This window comes from Chryseobacterium metallicongregator, assembly GCF_031324065.1.
GTDB lineage: Bacteria > Bacteroidota > Bacteroidia > Flavobacteriales > Weeksellaceae > Chryseobacterium > Chryseobacterium metallicongregator.
The window spans coordinates 87,084-105,149 of record NZ_JAVIXS010000021.1 but is presented as its reverse complement, the minus strand read 5'-3'; the positions used below and the strand labels follow the sequence as shown (position 1 = coordinate 105,149).

At 38.0% G+C, this 18,066-nt stretch carries 17 protein-coding genes and 1 pseudogene; 7 read left to right on the top strand and 11 right to left on the bottom strand.

Annotation, left to right across the window (positions count from 1 at the left end):
* Window positions 1-50 precede the first annotated feature (50 nt).
* Window positions 51-887: a sulfurtransferase gene (locus tag REB14_RS22755; protein WP_309523375.1), complete on the top strand. Its 837-nt coding sequence runs from the start codon at window positions 51-53 to the stop codon at window positions 885-887.
* Between the two features lie 51 nt (window positions 888-938).
* Here REB14_RS22755 and REB14_RS22750 read toward each other — a convergent pair whose 3' ends face one another.
* The 10 genes from REB14_RS22750 to REB14_RS22705 form a co-directional block, all read right to left on the bottom strand.
* Window positions 939-1,265: an SUF system Fe-S cluster assembly protein gene (locus REB14_RS22750; RefSeq protein ID WP_047376050.1), complete on the bottom strand. Its 327-nt coding sequence runs from the start codon at window positions 1,263-1,265 to the stop codon at window positions 939-941.
* A 3-nt stretch (window positions 1,266-1,268) separates the two neighbouring features.
* Complete coding sequence (locus REB14_RS22745) at window positions 1,269-1,970, bottom strand: 3'-5' exonuclease (protein ID WP_079243764.1); 702 nt, start codon at window positions 1,968-1,970, stop codon at window positions 1,269-1,271.
* A 19-nt stretch (window positions 1,971-1,989) separates the two neighbouring features.
* A complete protein-coding gene (locus tag REB14_RS22740) occupies window positions 1,990-2,337 on the bottom strand; it encodes a tRNA-binding protein (protein ID WP_079243765.1) in 348 nt (115 codons plus the stop codon).
* Window positions 2,334-2,843 carry a hypothetical protein gene (locus tag REB14_RS22735; protein WP_309523374.1) on the bottom strand — a complete coding sequence of 170 codons (510 nt, stop codon included), beginning with the start codon at window positions 2,841-2,843 and terminating at the stop codon, window positions 2,334-2,336. Before REB14_RS22735 ends, REB14_RS22740 begins: the two co-directional genes overlap by 4 nt.
* A gap of 160 nt (window positions 2,844-3,003) precedes the next feature.
* Window positions 3,004-4,014 (bottom strand): trypsin-like serine peptidase, encoded by a 1,011-nt coding sequence (locus REB14_RS22730; RefSeq protein WP_309523373.1) that lies wholly within the window; start codon window positions 4,012-4,014, stop codon window positions 3,004-3,006.
* 72 nt (window positions 4,015-4,086) lie between these two features.
* On the bottom strand, window positions 4,087-4,932 hold the full coding sequence (locus REB14_RS22725; RefSeq protein ID WP_309523372.1) for a caspase family protein: 846 nt from the start codon (window positions 4,930-4,932) through the stop codon (window positions 4,087-4,089).
* A gap of 270 nt (window positions 4,933-5,202) precedes the next feature.
* Window positions 5,203-5,847 (bottom strand): response regulator transcription factor, encoded by a 645-nt coding sequence (locus tag REB14_RS22720; protein WP_079243768.1) that lies wholly within the window; start codon window positions 5,845-5,847, stop codon window positions 5,203-5,205.
* Window positions 5,844-6,614, bottom strand: coding sequence for a sensor histidine kinase (locus tag REB14_RS22715; RefSeq protein ID WP_079243769.1), 771 nt, complete (start codon window positions 6,612-6,614; stop codon window positions 5,844-5,846). The genes REB14_RS22720 and REB14_RS22715 overlap by 4 nt, the downstream gene beginning before the upstream one ends.
* Window positions 6,615-6,627: 13 nt before the next feature.
* Window positions 6,628-7,272 carry a hypothetical protein gene (locus tag REB14_RS22710; RefSeq protein ID WP_079243770.1) on the bottom strand — a complete coding sequence of 215 codons (645 nt, stop codon included), beginning with the start codon at window positions 7,270-7,272 and terminating at the stop codon, window positions 6,628-6,630.
* Between the two features lie 14 nt (window positions 7,273-7,286).
* Window positions 7,287-7,832, bottom strand: coding sequence for a hypothetical protein (locus tag REB14_RS22705; RefSeq protein ID WP_079243771.1), 546 nt, complete (start codon window positions 7,830-7,832; stop codon window positions 7,287-7,289).
* Between the two features lie 245 nt (window positions 7,833-8,077).
* Between REB14_RS22705 and REB14_RS22700 the strand changes: the two genes are divergently transcribed.
* On the top strand, window positions 8,078-8,947 hold the full coding sequence (locus tag REB14_RS22700) for an ATP-grasp domain-containing protein (RefSeq protein WP_309523371.1): 870 nt from the start codon (window positions 8,078-8,080) through the stop codon (window positions 8,945-8,947).
* Between the two features lie 141 nt (window positions 8,948-9,088).
* On the opposite strand, the pseudogene REB14_RS22695 reads toward REB14_RS22700, so the two are convergent.
* Window positions 9,089-9,913 (bottom strand): annotated as a pseudogene (locus REB14_RS22695) (universal stress protein).
* Window positions 9,914-10,142: 229 nt separating this feature from the next.
* On the opposite strand from REB14_RS22695, the gene REB14_RS22690 reads away from it, so the two are divergent.
* From REB14_RS22690 to REB14_RS22670, 5 genes are all read left to right on the top strand, one after another.
* Window positions 10,143-11,261 (top strand): sensor histidine kinase, encoded by a 1,119-nt coding sequence (locus REB14_RS22690; protein ID WP_309523370.1) that lies wholly within the window; start codon window positions 10,143-10,145, stop codon window positions 11,259-11,261.
* On the top strand, window positions 11,258-12,022 hold the full coding sequence (locus tag REB14_RS22685) for a LytR/AlgR family response regulator transcription factor (protein ID WP_034691944.1): 765 nt from the start codon (window positions 11,258-11,260) through the stop codon (window positions 12,020-12,022). Before REB14_RS22690 ends, REB14_RS22685 begins: the two co-directional genes overlap by 4 nt.
* Before the next feature lie 272 nt (window positions 12,023-12,294).
* Window positions 12,295-13,416 (top strand): efflux RND transporter periplasmic adaptor subunit, encoded by a 1,122-nt coding sequence (locus REB14_RS22680; protein WP_309523369.1) that lies wholly within the window; start codon window positions 12,295-12,297, stop codon window positions 13,414-13,416.
* A 29-nt stretch (window positions 13,417-13,445) separates the two neighbouring features.
* Window positions 13,446-16,604: an efflux RND transporter permease subunit gene (locus REB14_RS22675; protein ID WP_309523368.1), complete on the top strand. Its 3,159-nt coding sequence runs from the start codon at window positions 13,446-13,448 to the stop codon at window positions 16,602-16,604.
* Entirely contained in the window at window positions 16,591-18,006 is a 1,416-nt protein-coding gene (locus REB14_RS22670) for a TolC family protein (protein ID WP_079243777.1), read from the top strand. The genes REB14_RS22675 and REB14_RS22670 overlap by 14 nt, the downstream gene beginning before the upstream one ends.
* Window positions 18,007-18,066 lie beyond the last annotated feature (60 nt).

Sequence of the window (18,066 nt, the reverse complement as noted above, 5' to 3'; positions counted from 1 at the left end):
GTCTTAATGTGTCCATAGTCATATCTAGTTTTAACCCCAAAACCAACAAAATGTCTCCAATAATTTCCCCTTCCGAATTAAAGAATATTCCAACAGAAAATCTCATCATTCTTGATGCAAGAACCGGAAAAGATGTAAAGCAAAATTACCTTGAAAAGCACATAAAAGGAGCAAGATTCATTGATCTGGATAAAGATCTTGCTGAGATAGGAGAAAATGCAGCTTTCGGAGGCAGACATCCGCTTCCTTCTGTAGAAAAGTTTGCTGAAACCCTTTCGGATCTTGGGATATCAGATGATTTTCATATTGTTGTTTATGACGATAAAAATGCTTCGAATGCAGCAGCGCGTGCATGGTGGATGCTAAGATCTTTTGGATTGGAAAAAGTTCAGGTTCTCGATGGTGGAATGCAGGCGGCGGAAAAAGCTGGTTTAGAATTTTCTTCTGGAGAAGAGATATTTGATAAAGCTTCTTTAATCAAAAAAAATGAATGGGTTCTTCCTGTTTCAAGCTTGGAAGTGGTTGAAAATGAATTGAAAAACAATTCTTCTACAGTTGTTGATGTGAGAGATGCCTATCGTTATAAAGGTGAATCTGAGCCTATTGATCTGGTTGCGGGGCATATTCCGGGAGCAATTAATATTCCTTTTTCTGAAAATCTGGATGAAAACGGAAACTTTCTAAGTCCGGAAAGCTTAAAAGAAAAATACAGTAAGTTATTACAAAATAAGCCTGATCATCTGATTATTCACTGTGGATCGGGAGTTACTGCCTGTCATACTATTTTAGCGCTGGATTATGCGGGATTTCCCATTCCTGATCTGTATGTCGGTTCATGGAGCGAATGGAGCAGGAGAGAAGGAAAAGAAATTGCAAAAGATATCTAAAAACAAAAACCCCGAAAATAATTCTTCGGGGTTTTATATTGTTAAGAGTATTTAAAGCATTCCTAATTCAAACTTTGCTTCTTCACTCATCATATCCTTATTCCAGCTTGGTTCGAAAGTAAGCTCTAAATCTACACTTTTTACATGCTCTACTTCTGCCACTTTATCCTTTACTTCCTGTGGAAGAGTTTCTGCAACAGGGCAGTTGGGAGTTGTCAGTGTCATTATAATTTTTACGTCAGCATCATCGGAGATCTGGACATCGTAAATCAGCCCTAATTCGTAGATGTCTACCGGAATTTCAGGGTCATATACGGTTTTTAGTACACCGATGATTTCCTCACCAATGTCAGCAATTTGATCGTCTGTAAATTTCATTTTTTAATCTAGATTGATATTCCTTTTCAACAAATCTTCCTGACGCATGCGCCGGAAAATATTTGCCAAAGTTAAGACATCTTTTTCACAATAGTCAACAATTCTCTGCAAGTCTTTTTCTATGTAGTAAATTGATGAAACCATTGAGCCGTCAATATCATCTTTCGGAGTAGGAATACCAAAGACATGAGCCAGTAGTTCCAGCGATACAAAACTCTTATAATCCCCGAACTTCCACAGTTCCATAGTATCTATGTGAGGAACCTCCCAGGGTTTCTTTCCAAACATCTGAAACGGAGCAGGAGGGAGCATTCCATTGATAAGATATCGTCTGGCAATCCATGGAAAATCAAATTCCTTTCCGTTATGCGCACAAAGAATGACATTGTAAAGCCTTGGACTGTTGAAGATTTCTCCAAATTCCTGAAGCATTTTCTTTTCATCATGCCCGGAAAAGCTTTTTATTTTTAAGGTTTCATTCTTTTCAACCATTCCGATGGTGATGCAGATGATTTTCCCAAACTCGGCCATAATACCGGCCCGGTCATAAAATTCTTCTGCAGAGACCTCTTCTTTTCTCTGAAATTTTGTTTTTTTATCCCACAGATACTGATCGGTTTCGGATAAATCGTCCCATGATTCAGCTTGTGGAACGGTCTCAATATCAAGGAATAAAACTCTTTCTAAGGGTATGTTCTGTATCATATGTGTTTTTGTTGAGTGTCTATCCTACCTGCATTCCATTTTTTGTGGGTAATGAAGGTGCTAAAAGAGTAACATCTTTTTTGTCCTCACCATATAATCCTAATACAAGGCATTCACTGAAGAAGTTGGCAATCTGCTTTTTAGGGAAATTGACCACTGCTAAAATCTGTTTTCCCACAAGTTCTTCTTTTTCGTAAAGAGAAGTAATTTGTGCAGATGATTTTCTGATTCCTAAATCTCCGAAATCTATTTCCAGCTGATAAGATGGGTTCCTTGCTTTTTCAAAATCATTTACTGAAAGAATGGTTCCGCATCTGATGTCTATTTTTTCAAAATCTGCCCAGGTGATATCTGGTTTTACTGTCATGGTAATTCGTTAATTAGATGTTCTACTTCTGTTTTCTGATCTGCATATTTTTGTTGTAATACTGAACCTTCACCCATTCTTTTATAATATTCCAACGCTTTCCCGCCGAAGAATTTTTTATGAAAATCCGAAACCTCAGGGATCTGCGGAAAAACTTTGTGAAAAAGCATCTCATAATAGGCCTGAAATTCTCTTTCATTCTTGTCTTCAATGACCTGTCCGGGAGCCTTCTGCCTTACATGAAGCATTTCATGGGCAACCATATTTAGAACAAGGTTCAGATCAAAATCAAATAAATTTCGTGGGATCATTACGGTCTGAGGGCCTCCGAGCTCTCCTTCTGCTGTAAGAAGCATCGAAGTAGGAGAGAGTTCTTCCCTGAATCCGAACCCCGCAAAGTTTTCATGTTCCAGATCAAAGGAATGGAGCAGATATTTTGCTGCATCCAGAATCTGGTTGTGTTCTTTGTAAGCCTCAAGGTGTAAATTGATCTGCTCGAAATTCATCTGAAATATGTTTTAAACAAATGTATTAAAATATTGAGAATACTGAGAGGGATTACTTAAAAATGCTTCGAAACATACTATTGGATATGCTAAAATATCATCTTTAACATAAAATCCGCCCGTCTTTAAAAGGCGGGCGGGTTTTTGAAACTAAAAAAAATTAAGGATGTTCATTTCTTGCTCTGATGACCAGATTTACTAAATCTGAGCCGCCACTTGCAAAATTATCGCTTGGGTTGTGGGCACTTTGAGTAGCCACAGCATACGGAGAGCCGTCCCAATATCCCCAGAAAGGGCCTCCGCTTTGTCCAGGCCATATATCTGCTTTATGGCTCATGCTTTCGTTGTCATCAGCACTCCAGAAATCTCCATCCAGAGCGATTCCTGTTTGGTATGTTGGTCTTTGAGTTCCTGTAAGGTCTCCCGGATATCCGGCGTGAGTCCAGTAAGCACCTCCATCCCATGAGTCAGAGTAGGATTTTGAACCTAGCCATCCTGTGCTGTTTCCGATAGGTCTGTCTAATACAATCACTACATAATCGTATTGGATTTCTGTTGAATCAATAGAAGGACCTGCTACTTTGTACTTATAATAAGTTAATGTACCCCAAGCCGTTCCGTAAGGAGCGCTTCCGTTATAATACATTGGAGTGAATTTCAGCCATCCGGTTGTGTTATTAGGCTGCCAGTCAACAATATGAGAGCAGGTAAGAAGGTGTCTTGGGCCAATCATTACACCGCTTCCTGAACCTAAAGAGCTTTCTACTCTTCCCACACATCTCCATGGATAGGCGGTAGAATTATAGACCTTTCTTTGATCTGCTCCGAAAATAGTTCTTGCATTTTCAGGAGTCAGGAAAGAATCTCTTTCAATGAATTTAGGCTTTCTGTCTTTTTTAGGTTCCAGTTTTGGGTTGTATTCAAAATCAGCATGGGTAGGATAGAAATGATCAGTTTCCAACGATCGGTTTTCTGCTGTTTTTTCATCCATAGGCATTCCTATGGTTTTCATTCCTTTTGGAAAAGTTCTTCCGTTAATGGTTTCCATAGCAGGAAGCTGGCTGAATAATTTTTCAATTGCGGCCGGTTTTTCAGTTAATTTTGCTTTAACAGTTCTAAGTCTTGACACCTCTTCAGTTGTCATTGGGTTGTTGTTTTCAATTTTAGACATGATTATTATTTTTAATCTGGTATATTCCTACTCTTTTGATGGCTTTTCGGATTCCGCCGTAATGGTTATTGGTTAAGTGAATATTTTTTGAGAAAATTCTGCAGTCATGCTTTCTGTCTGGTTAATTTGTGCGGCTCCCATAGCAGCCAGTGCAATAGCCACCTGCTTATCAAGTGTTTTTCGGACGATATTTCCATTGGTAGCACGTAATGCCTTACAGAAATGATAAGTAAAATATCCTCGTATTTGTCCGCTGATACTGCCTTCCATGGAAACCTGATTGTCTTTTGCTGCGGCCCACAACGTATGGTTCATTCCTGCAACAGGGACAAGTGCTTTTGCAAGAACAGTTGATTTTTTTGAATTCTTAGATGATTCCATTTCACTGGCATAGGTAAGATAGAATTCATCCTCAAGCATAGGAGGAATGTAACGGGCAGTTTCGTTCATAAAATCTGCTTCCAGTCCCAGATCCATTTTTCTGGTTCCTGTTCCGGAATAACAGCAATCGAAGATCACTTCCATATTAACTCCGGCTTTTAGTTTGCTGAGAACGGTCTTAAAATCATCATCACGAATGACTCCGTTATTGGCATAATCATGTGGGCAAATAGCTTCATCCAGACCATCCAATTCCAGATCTGCTCCGATATTGGCGACTCTTGTTCCGTGGCCGGAATAATAAAAAACAAGAGAATCTCCTTTTACACTTGTGCTGATCATGGATTTCAGATAGTTCAATATATTCGCTCTTGTGGCATTTTGGTTGGTCAGGATTTTAATCTTTGCCGGACTAAAGCCACAGATAACCAATGTATTTGCCATATCCCTCGCATCATTTACGCAGCCATTAAGGTCCGGACCTCCGTATCCGATGGGTGCATAATCATTAATACCTACGATAAGTGCTTTTTTCATTGTATTAGTTTTAAAAATATTCCCTACTCTGTTTCGGCTTTTCGGGTTCTGCCTTTCTGTGTTTTTTTCTATCACAAAATTCCGCTATTCCGAAAGACAAAAACAGAGGAGAAAACCGTATTTTGGAAAAGGGAAAACACCTTTTTAGCTGTATATGAGAGTGTTATAAGATAAAGATCCGGCAGCTTGAAAAGCTGCCGGATACGTAAATAGAATGTAAAGATGTTTGTTTTATAGTATTGAAATAAGATTAATAATGAGAATATTCAATCAGCACAGATCATGTTTTAAGGCAAAAAGCACCAATCCGGCTCTGTTTTTTATATCCAGTTTTACAAAAACAGAATCTCTGTAGCCATCAATGGTTTTGGGGCTAAGGCACATTTTATCAGCAATTTCCTTGTAGGTAAGTTCACTGCATGCCCATTTTATAAATTCCTTTTCCCGGTCTTTCAGTTCTGAAAGCAAAGAAGCATTTTTGGCCTCTTCTGTTTTTACCTTCAATAGTTTTTGAGCCACAAAATCAGTATAAAAGCTGCCTTTTTCAAATACCGTATCAATGGCCTGAAAGAGAATAGATGGCTGCATATCTTTGAGTAAATATCCTTTTGCTCCGGCCTTCAGCATTTTAATCAAAATTCTTTCATCATCATCCATGGTAAGGGCAATGACTTTGATATCGGGATAATGCTCGGTAAGCCATTCTGTGGTTTCTATACCATTTTTATATGGCATATTAACATCCATCAGGACTACGGCGGGTAATTCTGAAGCCTGTTCCACACCTGCAATAAATTCTTCTCCGTTGGGATGATTCATAATTACCCGATATTGAGTGTTTTCTGTGATCATATTCTCCAGTGCTTTGGAGATTAGAGTATGATCATCAACGATTGCTATGGGAATAGTTTTCATAATAAATTTTTATGATAGGTTATCAATGTTTGTGTTCCTTTATTAAGTTCTGAATGTATAGACAGTTCAGCATGAATCAGTTTGGCTCTCAGTTCCATGTTTTTTAATCCTGAACCGTCCTGAATACTGCTGGTATCAAAGCCTCTTCCGTTATCGGAGATGCTGATGTGTAGTTTCTCACAGTCATCTTCCATCTGTATGGAAACATTTTTGGCTTTGGAGTGTTTCAGTATATTATTGATACTTTCCTGAATAATCCTGAAGAGGATCAGGCCATGTTTGGGAGAAATATCAATATCCTGCTTTTGAGTAATAAATTCTATTTTTAATAATTTCAGTTTTTTGATCCTTTTCACTTCTCTTTCAATGGATTCTGCCAGTCCGAAATGAATGATCTGTTCTGTGATTAAAGTTTTAGACAGGTTTCTTATATCCTGTATGCACTCTCCCAATAGTTCATTAAGCTCAATCAGGTCTTCTTTTTCTGTACTTTTGAGTTTGGTAATCAATTGGTTCTGGCGTAAGCGGACGACAGAAAGTTTCTGCCCCAGATCATCATGCAGTTCCTGTCCGATATAATTAAGGGTCTGCTCCTTCATTTCTACCTGGGAAGTGGCGAGTTCCTTTTCAAACCGAAGATCTTTTTCTTTTTGCGCGATCAGCAGGGTCGTTTTTTTCTTGATAAAGACCGCATAAATGAAGATCATTGTCAATACAACGATGAATAAAGTAATCGTAAAGATGATGACCAAATTATTCTCTTCCATATCTGAAAAGGATTTATCTGATTCTTTCTTGCTTGTTCCAAACTAAACCCAATATGAGTATTCCGTTACTGATCAGATTCAGCATAAATAAAATGAAGAAATAAATACTTTCTGAAACAGTAGTTCTAAAAAATAGAATTGGAATACTTCCAATGAAAAAAATCAGTAGAGCAACTGAAATCCAGAATGGTAGATAGTTTTTAATTTCCAGTATTTTATCAGAATTAAAGGTTTGGTACAGGAACAAAATAATTGAAAATAGCAACAGAAGAATATCTACATACAGCATATTAAAAGAAAAATGATGAAGCAGATCGTCTTCCGTGTAAAACATAATCACAATATTGAGGACAAAAAGAATCAGGATGATTACCTGTATCTTTTTGAGCATCGGAACATACAGTAATTGGTAATAATAGAATAAGTATAGAAAGAATACGATCATTAAAAAACCAATCACATAAAATATATCCGTAGGCAGACTTGTCAGCTTGAAATAGAAATAACAGGAAATATCAATCAGGGAAAACAACAGATATCCAATGATAAAAAATAAATTTTCCTTTCCGGTTTTTCTATATTTTATGATCATTAAAGTCATCACTATAATGGAAATGATCATCGATATCTGTTTCCCTGTTTCAATATTCCAGTTCATAATTTTGTGTTTTTTTAAGGCATTGTTTCTGATAATGCTTTTGGTGGAGGTGCCAGATTGGTCATGTTCATAGATTCTATTGAAGTAACGTCTGTGTTTTCTTCGGTGGTGGCTGATCTGGACATTGCCTTCTCTCGTTCTCTTTTTTGGGCAGTAGGTACTAAAAATATAGTCTGGTAACCTGCATATTCAGGTTTGGCCATTCTGTTTTTAGGATGATTCATGGGATATTTTCCCATGTAAATCCTGATACCCGGATTTTTTAATTTTTGTTTTTTGGCGTTTTCTTTTACGTATTTAATATATCCTTCCATATCTTCCAGCGAAAACCAGTACCATCGGGAATCGGGTTCCCCATTTCTGTACTTCATGAGAATTTCATGATTGGTTCTGGTGTATTCATCAAAAAGAACCCTGCCCTCACGATAGCTGATCAGTTTCTTTTTATAACTGTTGCTAACGGGTTCTTTAGGAGGTTCGGAGCAGCTAATCAGACAAAAAGTCAAAAGAAATGCTGCACAAATCAGATTTAAAATCTTAGTAAAAAAGGAAGTTTTCATTTTTATGGTTTTAATTTTATGGAACAAAATTAGCTAACGGCACAACTATAAAAAAGGGGGAAAACACTGTTTTTATCCTTTAATAAATTTACGACTTTTTGATATTCAGATGAATAGAATGTGTTAGTTTGTTTTTGTTCTCAAAATAATATTCCAATTGTACCCTTCAAAATAGAAAAATCTGTGTCTCTGTTTATCCATAAGGTATCCCGAAATTGAATCGGAAATAAAACTCAAAAAGAAGCATGAAAATCACAATCACGGGGTATAGAAAAGAAGAAAGATTTTTACAGGGAGTAACCAATGATGAGGATACGGAACTGATTAATTTTTTAATCAATAAAGGATTAAACATCGTTCCCACCATCTGGAATGATCCAAATGTAGACTGGAGCAGTTATGATGTTGTTGTCATCAAATCTCCCTGGGATTATCACAATCATTTAAGTGAATTCCTGGGCTGGCTGAACAGTCTTGAAAAATTAGGAGTAAAAGTACTGAATCCTGTAGAAATCATGCAATGGAACAGTGATAAGCATTATCTGAAAGATCTTGAAGAAAAAGGACTTCCCGTCATTCCCGCAGAATATCTTGAAAAAGGATTTGTATTGGAAAGACGTTTTTTTGATCATTTTAATACTGAAAAACTGGTGGTAAAACCCTGTGTAAGCGCTGGAGCACAAAATACAATTACTGTAAGCAAAGATAATTTCAACGAGCGTTCTGCAGAAATTGAAACTCTTCTGAAAGAGCAGGATTATATGGTGCAGCCTTTTGTAGAGGAGATTAAAAACGGAGAATGGTCATTCCTGTTTTTTAATGGAAAATACAGTCATTGTTCATTAAAAACACCTAAACAGGGAGATTTCAGAGTACAGCATTATCATGGGGGAAGTATTAGCTATCCTACACCAAATCCATTGCACATCGAGCAAGCGGGATTGTATTTGAAAAGTCTGCCGGAGAAAACTCTTTATGCAAGAGTGGATGGTGTTTTAATTAATAATTCATTTCATCTAATGGAGCTGGAACTCATAGAACCTTATTTGTTTTTGAATGGAGATCCTGATTTACTGGAAAACTATTATGAAGCACTTATGGTTCTGACAAAATAATTTAGAGTAAATAATTTTTAAAATTAAAATAAAAACAGGACCGGAAATCTATTCCCGGTCCTGTCAAACAAGATTAAGTGTAAAATTTAGCCTTTAAAGGCAAAAAGGATAATTCAAATGTGAACAGATTTTTATTGATTCTTAATCTATGTTTAGGGGAATTGATAGTAATGGTATTTTATTCTTATAAGCCATTATAGCTGTTTTACTTCTATGAAACAGGGATTCCACAAGATTGTATTTATAAGGAACCATAGTTAAAAGGTCTGGCCCCGTTAGTCTTATTTCCTCTTCAATAGCTTTGATGATCTCAATAGATTGAATCATTTTAAAGCTATACTTAATGTCATCCAGATCATATCCGGAATTCAGATCAATATCATGAATAACCTCAGCAAAATCTTCTAATCTTTCACTTACATTGAAAACCTCAATCTCAGCATTGAATTCATTAATAAAGTGGTAAATATCATTCATGGCAGACCAGGTCATGCTTTTGTGCGTGTCATAAGCAAAAAGTATTTTTTGGATTCCAGTATATTCTATGTGGGCAGGAACAATGAGTATCGGTTTTTTAATTCTGTGAATCGCCCTTGTTACACTGTTTCCTAAAAGCTTTTGTTCAAGGGTTTTCTCCGCCATTCCCATCACCACAAAATCACATTCGTGGACTTGCATACAGTTTTCAAGCTCTTCAATAAAATTGCCGGAAGCCAGATGATGTTGGGTTTCGACAGCATATAATCTTTTAAGCTCAGCCGCCTTATCCTCCAGGTGTTTCTGATTTTTAAGCGTTTGGTTATAGAAAAAATCGGCCGAAGCCTATGCATTCAAAGCATGAACAGAAACCGTTTGAAGATTAAAAAGTATAATCCTGTATTTATTTTCTTTTGCCATAGATGCTGCGTAATGCGTGGCATTTTCAGCTTCGTGAGAAAAATCTGTGCAGACAATTATTGTTTTCATTGTACCGGATTTAATACTGCAAAACTATGATAGACACTTGTTCCCTTACTCTAAAAATAATGTGATGTTGCATAAAATGATGATGAAATGTCTTTTTCAGGTGATGAACCGTCACATCCATTTGAACACTGTTATTTTACGTTTCATGTCCTGTTTTGGCGGTCTCGTCTAAAATGGAGGATACTCATATAAAATCTATTTCTATATTTACATTCATAAAGTCCCGGATATGAATAGGATTTCTACCATCAGGAAAAATTTAGTACGGAATAAGAAGATTCTTTCCACTATGAAAAGAAGGCTCGTAATCTGGGCATTGGCAGTTGTTACTTTCTGTGTTTTCTCCTACCTTATTGATCCCTTTGATCCTGTTTGGAAAGGATATCTGGACGCTCCACTGAAGATGATTCTGGAAGATGCCACATGGATTGTCTTTTTTTCCATCATCATTTCAGAGGTAAGTATATTTATTGACAGAACACTCAATAAGTGGCTTCCCTGGAGAAACAGAACGGTAAAACGACTGTTTATCCAGTGTTTGCTTCAGATCGTGGGAAGTGTGATGATTGTGATCATTATTAATGCCATTGTAGACTGTACCTCAGTCACGTTACCCGAAATGGATTCCCGCAAAGAATATACACTTCTTGGACAATGGATCGCAACTAATATTGTAATATCATTGATTATCAGTGCTTTTAATACCGTAGATTATTTATTGGAAAACTGGAAAAAAACAGCAGTAGAAGCAGCTCAGCATAAACTGAGGGCTTCCAAACATAAGCAGGCTGCAATGGCTGCAGAGCTTCAGGCTCTTAAGCTTCAGATAGATCCTCATTTTATTTTTAATAACTTAAGTGTGTTGTCAGAACTTATTCTGGAAGACCAGCAGCTAGGGTATGATTATTCCGAGAAGTTTGCGAGAGTATACAGATACCTGTTGGTCAATTCCAAAAAAGACATTATCGCAGTAGAAGAAGAACTCAAATTTTTAGAATCCTACATCTTTCTGATTGAAAAAAGAATTGGTGAAGGAGTGATATTCAAAATAGATATTGAAGAAGAATACAGATCCAGATTCACCCTTCCGCTGTCTTTACAGTTATTGGTTGAAAATGCCATTAAACACAATCAGACATCCAAAGTAAGTCCACTGGAAATCCATGTTTATACAAATGAGGAAGGAGAATTGGTTGTTTCTAATACTATTCTGCCTTTAATCAATAAGCCGGATTCCTCAGGAGTAGGGCTTACCAATATTATTGCACGGTACGAAATCTTAGGATACCCTAAACCCGTGATTGAAAAAACAGAAGATAAATTTATTGTAAAACTCCCATTGATATGAAGATTAATAAAGTTTTAATCGTTGAAGACGAAAGACCTAATGCCGACAGATTAAAAAGACTGTTGTTGAAGTTAAGACCCCATATCGAAATTCTGTCTGTAGAAGACTCGATTACTTCAACGGTACACTGGCTGGAAAATAATGTGGTTCCGGATGTTATTATGATGGATGTGCGCCTTGCGGATGGGCTCAGCTTTGAAATATTTAACAAGCATGAAATTAAAAGTGCTGTTATTTTCACTACAGCCTATGATGAATATGCAGTACAGGCATTCAAGTATAACAGTGTAGATTACCTTCTGAAGCCTATTGAAGAGGAAGAACTTGATGCCGCCTTAAAACGCTATGAAACCTTTATGGAATCCGTTCCGGTAGTAGGAACAGCCATCGAAGGACTCTTGAATTACATACAGCCAAAAGATTACAGAAAACGTTTTCTCATCGCTCACAGAGATGGATATAAAACCGTTCTGGCAGAAGATATCCTATACTTTTATACCGAATTGGGAATCAGCAAAGCCATGCTGAATACCGGAGTGGTAGAAAATGTTCCGCAAACCCTGGAAGAGCTTGAAAAACAGTTAGATCCCAAATTCTTTTTCCGTGCCAACAGACAATTTATCATTCACATCAATTCCGTAAAACAGATCTTTAATCATTTTAATGGAAAATTAAAGCTGGAACTGAGGAAACAACCTGATATGGAAGTCATTGTAAGCCGGGAAAAAGCTTCCATTTTTAAATCCTGGATGGATTATTAATTCTAAAAAAATACAGAGGAGATTGCTTTTACAAAGAGCAATCTCTTTTTCTTTTTACTTGTGAAATACATTAGTTTATCCTTAATGATTCCACTCTTATTTCCACATGAAAATCTCTTTTTTGTCACAATTATAAAGGAAAATAACGGTTTTCCTTTCATTTTTGCTATCATACGTTTCACCTGCAATTAATGACACTTCACCCAACTTCTGAATGAATATCCCTATAAGATGAAGTTATTTTGCTCCTGTAAAATTTAAAAACCAATGTTATGAATTACAGAAAAGGATATCTGGTACTTTCACTTACAGCTGCAGTGATATTGTACTCGTGTGGTTCCGGGAACGGCCAGGAAAATGCTCAGCAGATGCAGCAGGCATTGCCTACAGATTTTATCCAGGTGAAGTCCGGAGATGCAGACGTGTCTACAGGATATCCCGGAAGCATAGAAGGACAGGATAATGTAGATATTAAAGCACAGGTGACAGGATATCTGGAAGCGGTATATATCAAAGAAGGACAGTATGTAAGTAAAGGACAGACCCTTTTCAGAATAAATCCATCCGTGTATAACGAGCAGGTAAATACCAATGAAGCCGCCTTGAAATCTGCTATTGCAGCACAGGAAACAGCAAGACTTGAAGTGGAAAAACTAAAACCCCTTGTGGAAGGGAAAGTAGTTTCAGATATGCAGCTGAAAACAGCACAGGCAAGTTATAAAGCAGCATCAGCACAGGTAGCACAGGCACAATCATCATTAGGATCATCAAAGATCAATGCCAATTTTACCTACATCAAAGCTCCGGTTAGCGGATATATTGGGCGAATTCCGAATAGGGTAGGAAACCTTATCAGCCCGTCAGATGCCTCTCCGTTGACAACCCTTTCAAGCATCAACAGCGTGAATGTATACTTTTCAATGAATGAAGCGGATTTTATTGCCCACAGCAGAGCATCGGCATCAGGAAATACTGCAGAAAATGTTGAGCTTATTCTGGCAGACGGCTCCACTTATTCTCTTCAAGGGAAACTGGAGAATGCCAGTGGAAACTTTGACAGAAACACCGGAAGTATTCAGATGAAAGCTGTTTTTCAGAATCCTGATAAATTATTAAGAGCAGGAGGAACTGCAAGAGTTATGATTCACAATGCTCTGAATGGAGTGATTAAACTTCCGAAAACATCTGTAAAAGATATTCAGGACAGATTCTTTGTCTATAAACTGAATGGTAAGGATAAAGTAAAAATGACACAGATTACCGTTTCAGGAAGTACTTCTCAGGATTACTTTATCAAAGAAGGAGTGAATGCAGGAGATAAGATTGCCATCAACAGAATTGATGCCCTTACAGACGGAGCACAGGTGGTGGCACACACAGTTCCTTTGAAATAGTTGTATAACCATTCTTAGAAAATTCAAAAATGTTAAAAAAGATAATAGACCGTCCGGTACTGGCGACGGTAATATCCCTGATCATCGTCATTTTAGGGATTATAGGATTAAACCAGTTGGCGGTGACCAGATTCCCGGACATTTCTCCGCCTACGATTACCGTTTCAGGATCGTATCCCGGAGGAAACAGTGAAACCGTGATTCGTTCCGTGGTAACTCCGCTGGAAGAACAGATCAATGGAGTGGAAGATATGGAGTACATGAAGTCTACCGCAAGTAATGACGGTACATTTTCCATCTCCATTATATTCAAACAGGGAGTGAATGCCGATCAGGCTGCTGTGAATGTACAAAACAGAGTGCAGCAGGCCACTCCGATCCTTCCGCAGGAGGTCGTAAGAATGGGATTGACCACTTCAAAGCAGCAGAACAGTATGGTATTGATTTTCAATATTTATACTGAAGATAATAAACAGTACGATGAAACTTTCCTTCAGAACTATGCGAATATCAACCTTATCCCGCAGGTTAAAAGAGTAAAAGGAGTAGGACAGGCCATGGTATTCGGATTGAAAGATTATTCCATGAGAATATGGCTTAACCCTCAGAAAATGTCCTCGTACGGACTTGAACCGGCGGATGTTTCCAGAGCCATTGCAGACCACAGTTTGGAATCTGCTCCGGGTAAACTGGGAGAAGAATCTGATGCTGCTTTAGAATATGTAATCAGATACAAAGGAAAAAAGAACAAGCCTGAACAATATGAAAGTATTATCGTTAAAAATACAGGAAGCCAGGTTATTAGGTTAAAAGATGTAGCCCGTGTAGAATTCGGAGCCATTTCAAATACGGGAGACAACCTTTCCAATGGGAAAAATGCGGTTACTGTAGCCATCATGCAAACCACAGGATCCAATGCCAATCAGATTGAAATTGGGGTAAACAAAGCGCTTGATCAACTATCAAAATCATTCCCTCCTGGTATCAAATACACCAAGGTAATGAGTACCAAAGAAAGATTGGATGAGGCTACAGGACAGGTGAAATCTACTTTGATAGAAGCATTTATTCTGGTATTTATCGTGGTATTTATTTTCTTGCAGGATTTCAGATCAACAATTATTCCGGCAGTAGCAGTTCCGGTAGCGATTATTGGTACCTTCTTCTTCCTTCTGGTTTTAGGATTTACGATCAACGTACTGACCCTTTTTGCCCTTGTACTGGCCATCGGTATTGTAGTAGATGATGCCATTGTAGTGGTGGAAGCCGTTCATAGCAATATGGAAGGAACAGACCTTTCAGGAAGAGAAGCTACCCACAAAGCGATGAGTGAAATTACAGGAGCGGTTATTTCTATTACATTGGTGATGTCGGCAGTATTCATTCCCATCGGGTTTATGTCCGGTTCTGCAGGATTGTTTTATAAGCAGTTTGCCTATACATTAGCCATAGCAATTATTATTTCTGCAGTTAATGCCTTGACTTTAACTCCGGCTTTGTGTGCCGTGTTTTTGAAAAACAATCACTCAGGAGAAGGTAAAAAAACAAAGGGATTCGGGCAAAGATTTGCGGTAGCATTCAATGCTGGATTCAATAATATGACTAACCGTTATGCAAAAGGAGTACGCTTTTTAATAGGAAGAAAATGGATTGCAGGAGGATTAATTGTAGCCGTTATTGGTGTTGCAGGATGGCTGATGTCAAGCACGCCTAAGAGTTTTGTACCAATGGAAGACGACGGATTCTTCATGTACACTTTAAGCATGCCTCCTGGGACAGCATTAACCAAAACGACCGAAGTTTCCAACAAGATCAATGAAATCTTAAAAGGAGTAGAAGCCGTGCAGGAAAATACTTCCATTACCGGATATAACCTGCTTAGTAACAGTGCGGGACCTGCTTATGCAATGGGATTCGTTAAACTGAAACCCAAGAAAGAAAGAGGTGAGATTCAGGATATTCAGGAAGTGGTTGACATGGCGAATGCAAAACTGGGAGTGATCAAAGAAGGAAGTGTAATGACCTTCAGAATGCCTCCGGTAGAAGGATACGGAATGACGAATGATGCCGAAATCGTGCTTCAGGACCGCATGGGAAGAGATCCTCAGGTTCTTAAAGCCAAAGCAGATGAACTGATCGGTCAGCTGATGCAGGTTCCGGAAGTAGCATTTGCCTACACGATGTTCAGAGCAGATTATCCCCAGATGGAGCTTGAAGTGAATGAAGACAAAGCAAAACAACTGGGAGTAAGCATTTCAAATCTGTTGGGAACTGTTCAGACCTATTTCTCAGGAGACCAGTCTCAGAATTTCTCAAGATTCGGGAAGTTCTACAGAGTGAATATTAAAGCAGATGGAGTTTTCAGAATGGACGAGCAGGCGTTCAATGATATTTTCGTAAAGAATGAAAAGGGAGATATGGTTCCGGTGAATACATTGATTACTTTGAAAAAAGTCTACGGTCCGGAATCCGTTCAGCGATACAACCTTTACAATTCATTAAATATCAACGTGTCTCCAAAACCTGGAGTAAGTAACGGAGAATTGATGGGTAAACTGGAACAGACTTTAAGCAAATTACCATCTGATTACAGTTATGAATGGACAGGATTGAGTCTGGAAGAAAAGTCCGCAGGAAATCAAACAATTGCCATCTTCGGGCTGTGTTTACTTTTTGTATATCTGCTACTGGCAGCTCAATATGAAAGTTATATTCTTCCTCTGGCGGTAATGCTTTCTATCCCAACGGGTATTGTAGGTGCGTTCTTAGGAATAAAAGCAATCGGACTGGATAATAATATCTATGTGCAGGTAGGATTGATTATGCTTATTGGTTTGCTGGCTAAAAATGCGATTCTTATTGTAGAGTTTGCCATACAAAGAAGAAAAGCAGGTCTTTCGATTCTGGATTCTGCATTGGAAGGAGCAAAGGCGAGATTACGTCCGATCATCATGACTTCATTAGCATTTATTGTAGGGATGATTCCACTGATGATTTCCACAGGAGGAATGGCTTCCGGAAACAAATCCATCAGTACAAGTGCAGCCATGGGAATGCTGAGCGGAGTGGTTTTAGGAGTTTTTGTAATTCCTGTACTATACATGTTCTTTCAGTATCTGGATGAGAAATTCTCTACCAAAAAGAAGTATAATACAATAGAAAATCAATTGACAAATGAGAATATTTAATATAAAGAATTTCCTTATTTCAGGCGCAATGGTATCACTACTGATGTCATGTGCCGTAGGGAAAAAATATACAAGAACAGATCTTCAGCTTCCTGAAACTTACAAAGAACATGTGCAGGTAACGGGAGATACTGTGGTACTGCCGTGGAAGACATTCTTCAAAGACCCAAAATTGATAGGCTTAATAGATAAAGCCCTTTCAAGAAATAATGAAGTAAATGTCGCTTTGAAAAATATAGAACAGCTGGATCTGATTTATAAACAAGCTAAGCTGGGGTTGATGCCAACATTAGATCTTACAGCAGGAGCCAACAGAAGCTGGGCTTCCACCAATACGCTTAACGGCTCTTTGAACGAACAGTTTGTCGGTACAAAATATATGGATGATTTCAGCGCTGCCCTGAGGCTTTCCTGGGAAGTAGACATTTGGGGTAAAGCTAAAATGCAGAAAGAATCTGCAGCAGCAGAATATTTTGGACAAAAAGAAAATTTAAATGCCATCAAAAGCAGAATCGTAGTCCAGGTAGCTCAGGCTTATTATAATCTGATCAGTCTTGATGAACAGCTGAAAATAGCCGAACAGAATATTGAATTGAGTGACAATACACTTAAAATGATGAATCTTCAGTTTAAAGCAGGGCAGATTAATTCATTAGCTGTTCAGCAATCGGAAGCGCAGAAAAAAACAGCCGAATTGCTGATTCCTTTAGCAAAACAGAATATTTCTATCCAGGAAAATGCTTTGAGTATTCTTTGTGGAGAATATCCTACCGGAATAGAAAGAGAAGGAGATCTGAAAACAATGATTCCTGAAAACAAATTGTCAGAAGGATTACCTGCACAATTGCTAAGCCGTAGACCAGATTTAAAAATGGCAGAGTTTAACGTAATTAGCCTCAACTCAAAAACCGGATTGGCAAAAGCCGCAATGTATCCAAGTATCAGCCTGAGCCCGCAGATAGGAGTGAATTCCAATAAATTCAGCTCGTGGTTTGATATTCCCGGATCTATTACCAAAGCAATTGCTGCCAATCTTGCTGCCCCGATTTTTCAGAAAAAACAGTTGAAAACAGCTTATGATACTGCTTTAATTGAACAGGAAAAAGCGGGCATCAACTTTAAACAGTCAGTAATGAATGCGGTGGGAGAAGTTTCCGATGCTATGGCGAAATCTAAAGGTTCTTCAGAAAGATTACACCTTTTAGAACAGAGAACAGCTATTCTTGACAAAGGAATCAATGATGCGCTGAAGCTGTATAAAAGTGGAATGGCAACCTATCTTGAAGTCATTACTGCCCAGAATAATAAACTTCAGAATGATCTGGAAGCCATCAACGTCACCCTTGAAAAATTAAATGCTGAGGTAGATCTTTACAGAGCACTTGGCGGTGGAGTACAATAAAATACAACAGGTAAATAACGAAAAGGAAGCTATGTCATATAGTTTCCTTTTTTGCTGTTT

Coding starts and splice junctions, on each gene's coding strand:
- REB14_RS22705 (WP_079243771.1), bottom strand. CDS start 7,832: ATGAAAACTTCCTTTTTTACTAAGATTTTAAATCTGATTTGTGCAGCA.
- REB14_RS22700 (WP_309523371.1), top strand. CDS start 8,078: ATGAAAATCACAATCACGGGGTATAGAAAAGAAGAAAGATTTTTACAG.
- REB14_RS22755 (WP_309523375.1), top strand. CDS start 51: ATGTCTCCAATAATTTCCCCTTCCGAATTAAAGAATATTCCAACAGAA.
- REB14_RS22680 (WP_309523369.1), top strand. CDS start 12,295: ATGAATTACAGAAAAGGATATCTGGTACTTTCACTTACAGCTGCAGTG.
- REB14_RS22715 (WP_079243769.1), bottom strand. CDS start 6,614: ATGGAAGAGAATAATTTGGTCATCATCTTTACGATTACTTTATTCATC.
- REB14_RS22670 (WP_079243777.1), top strand. CDS start 16,591: ATGAGAATATTTAATATAAAGAATTTCCTTATTTCAGGCGCAATGGTA.
- REB14_RS22740 (WP_079243765.1), bottom strand. CDS start 2,337: ATGACAGTAAAACCAGATATCACCTGGGCAGATTTTGAAAAAATAGAC.
- REB14_RS22735 (WP_309523374.1), bottom strand. CDS start 2,843: ATGAATTTCGAGCAGATCAATTTACACCTTGAGGCTTACAAAGAACAC.
- REB14_RS22750 (WP_047376050.1), bottom strand. CDS start 1,265: ATGAAATTTACAGACGATCAAATTGCTGACATTGGTGAGGAAATCATC.
- REB14_RS22675 (WP_309523368.1), top strand. CDS start 13,446: ATGTTAAAAAAGATAATAGACCGTCCGGTACTGGCGACGGTAATATCC.
- REB14_RS22710 (WP_079243770.1), bottom strand. CDS start 7,272: ATGAACTGGAATATTGAAACAGGGAAACAGATATCGATGATCATTTCC.
- REB14_RS22745 (WP_079243764.1), bottom strand. CDS start 1,970: ATGATACAGAACATACCCTTAGAAAGAGTTTTATTCCTTGATATTGAG.
- REB14_RS22720 (WP_079243768.1), bottom strand. CDS start 5,847: ATGAAAACTATTCCCATAGCAATCGTTGATGATCATACTCTAATCTCC.
- REB14_RS22730 (WP_309523373.1), bottom strand. CDS start 4,014: ATGTCTAAAATTGAAAACAACAACCCAATGACAACTGAAGAGGTGTCA.
- REB14_RS22725 (WP_309523372.1), bottom strand. CDS start 4,932: ATGAAAAAAGCACTTATCGTAGGTATTAATGATTATGCACCCATCGGA.
- REB14_RS22685 (WP_034691944.1), top strand. CDS start 11,258: ATGAAGATTAATAAAGTTTTAATCGTTGAAGACGAAAGACCTAATGCC.
- REB14_RS22690 (WP_309523370.1), top strand. CDS start 10,143: ATGAATAGGATTTCTACCATCAGGAAAAATTTAGTACGGAATAAGAAG.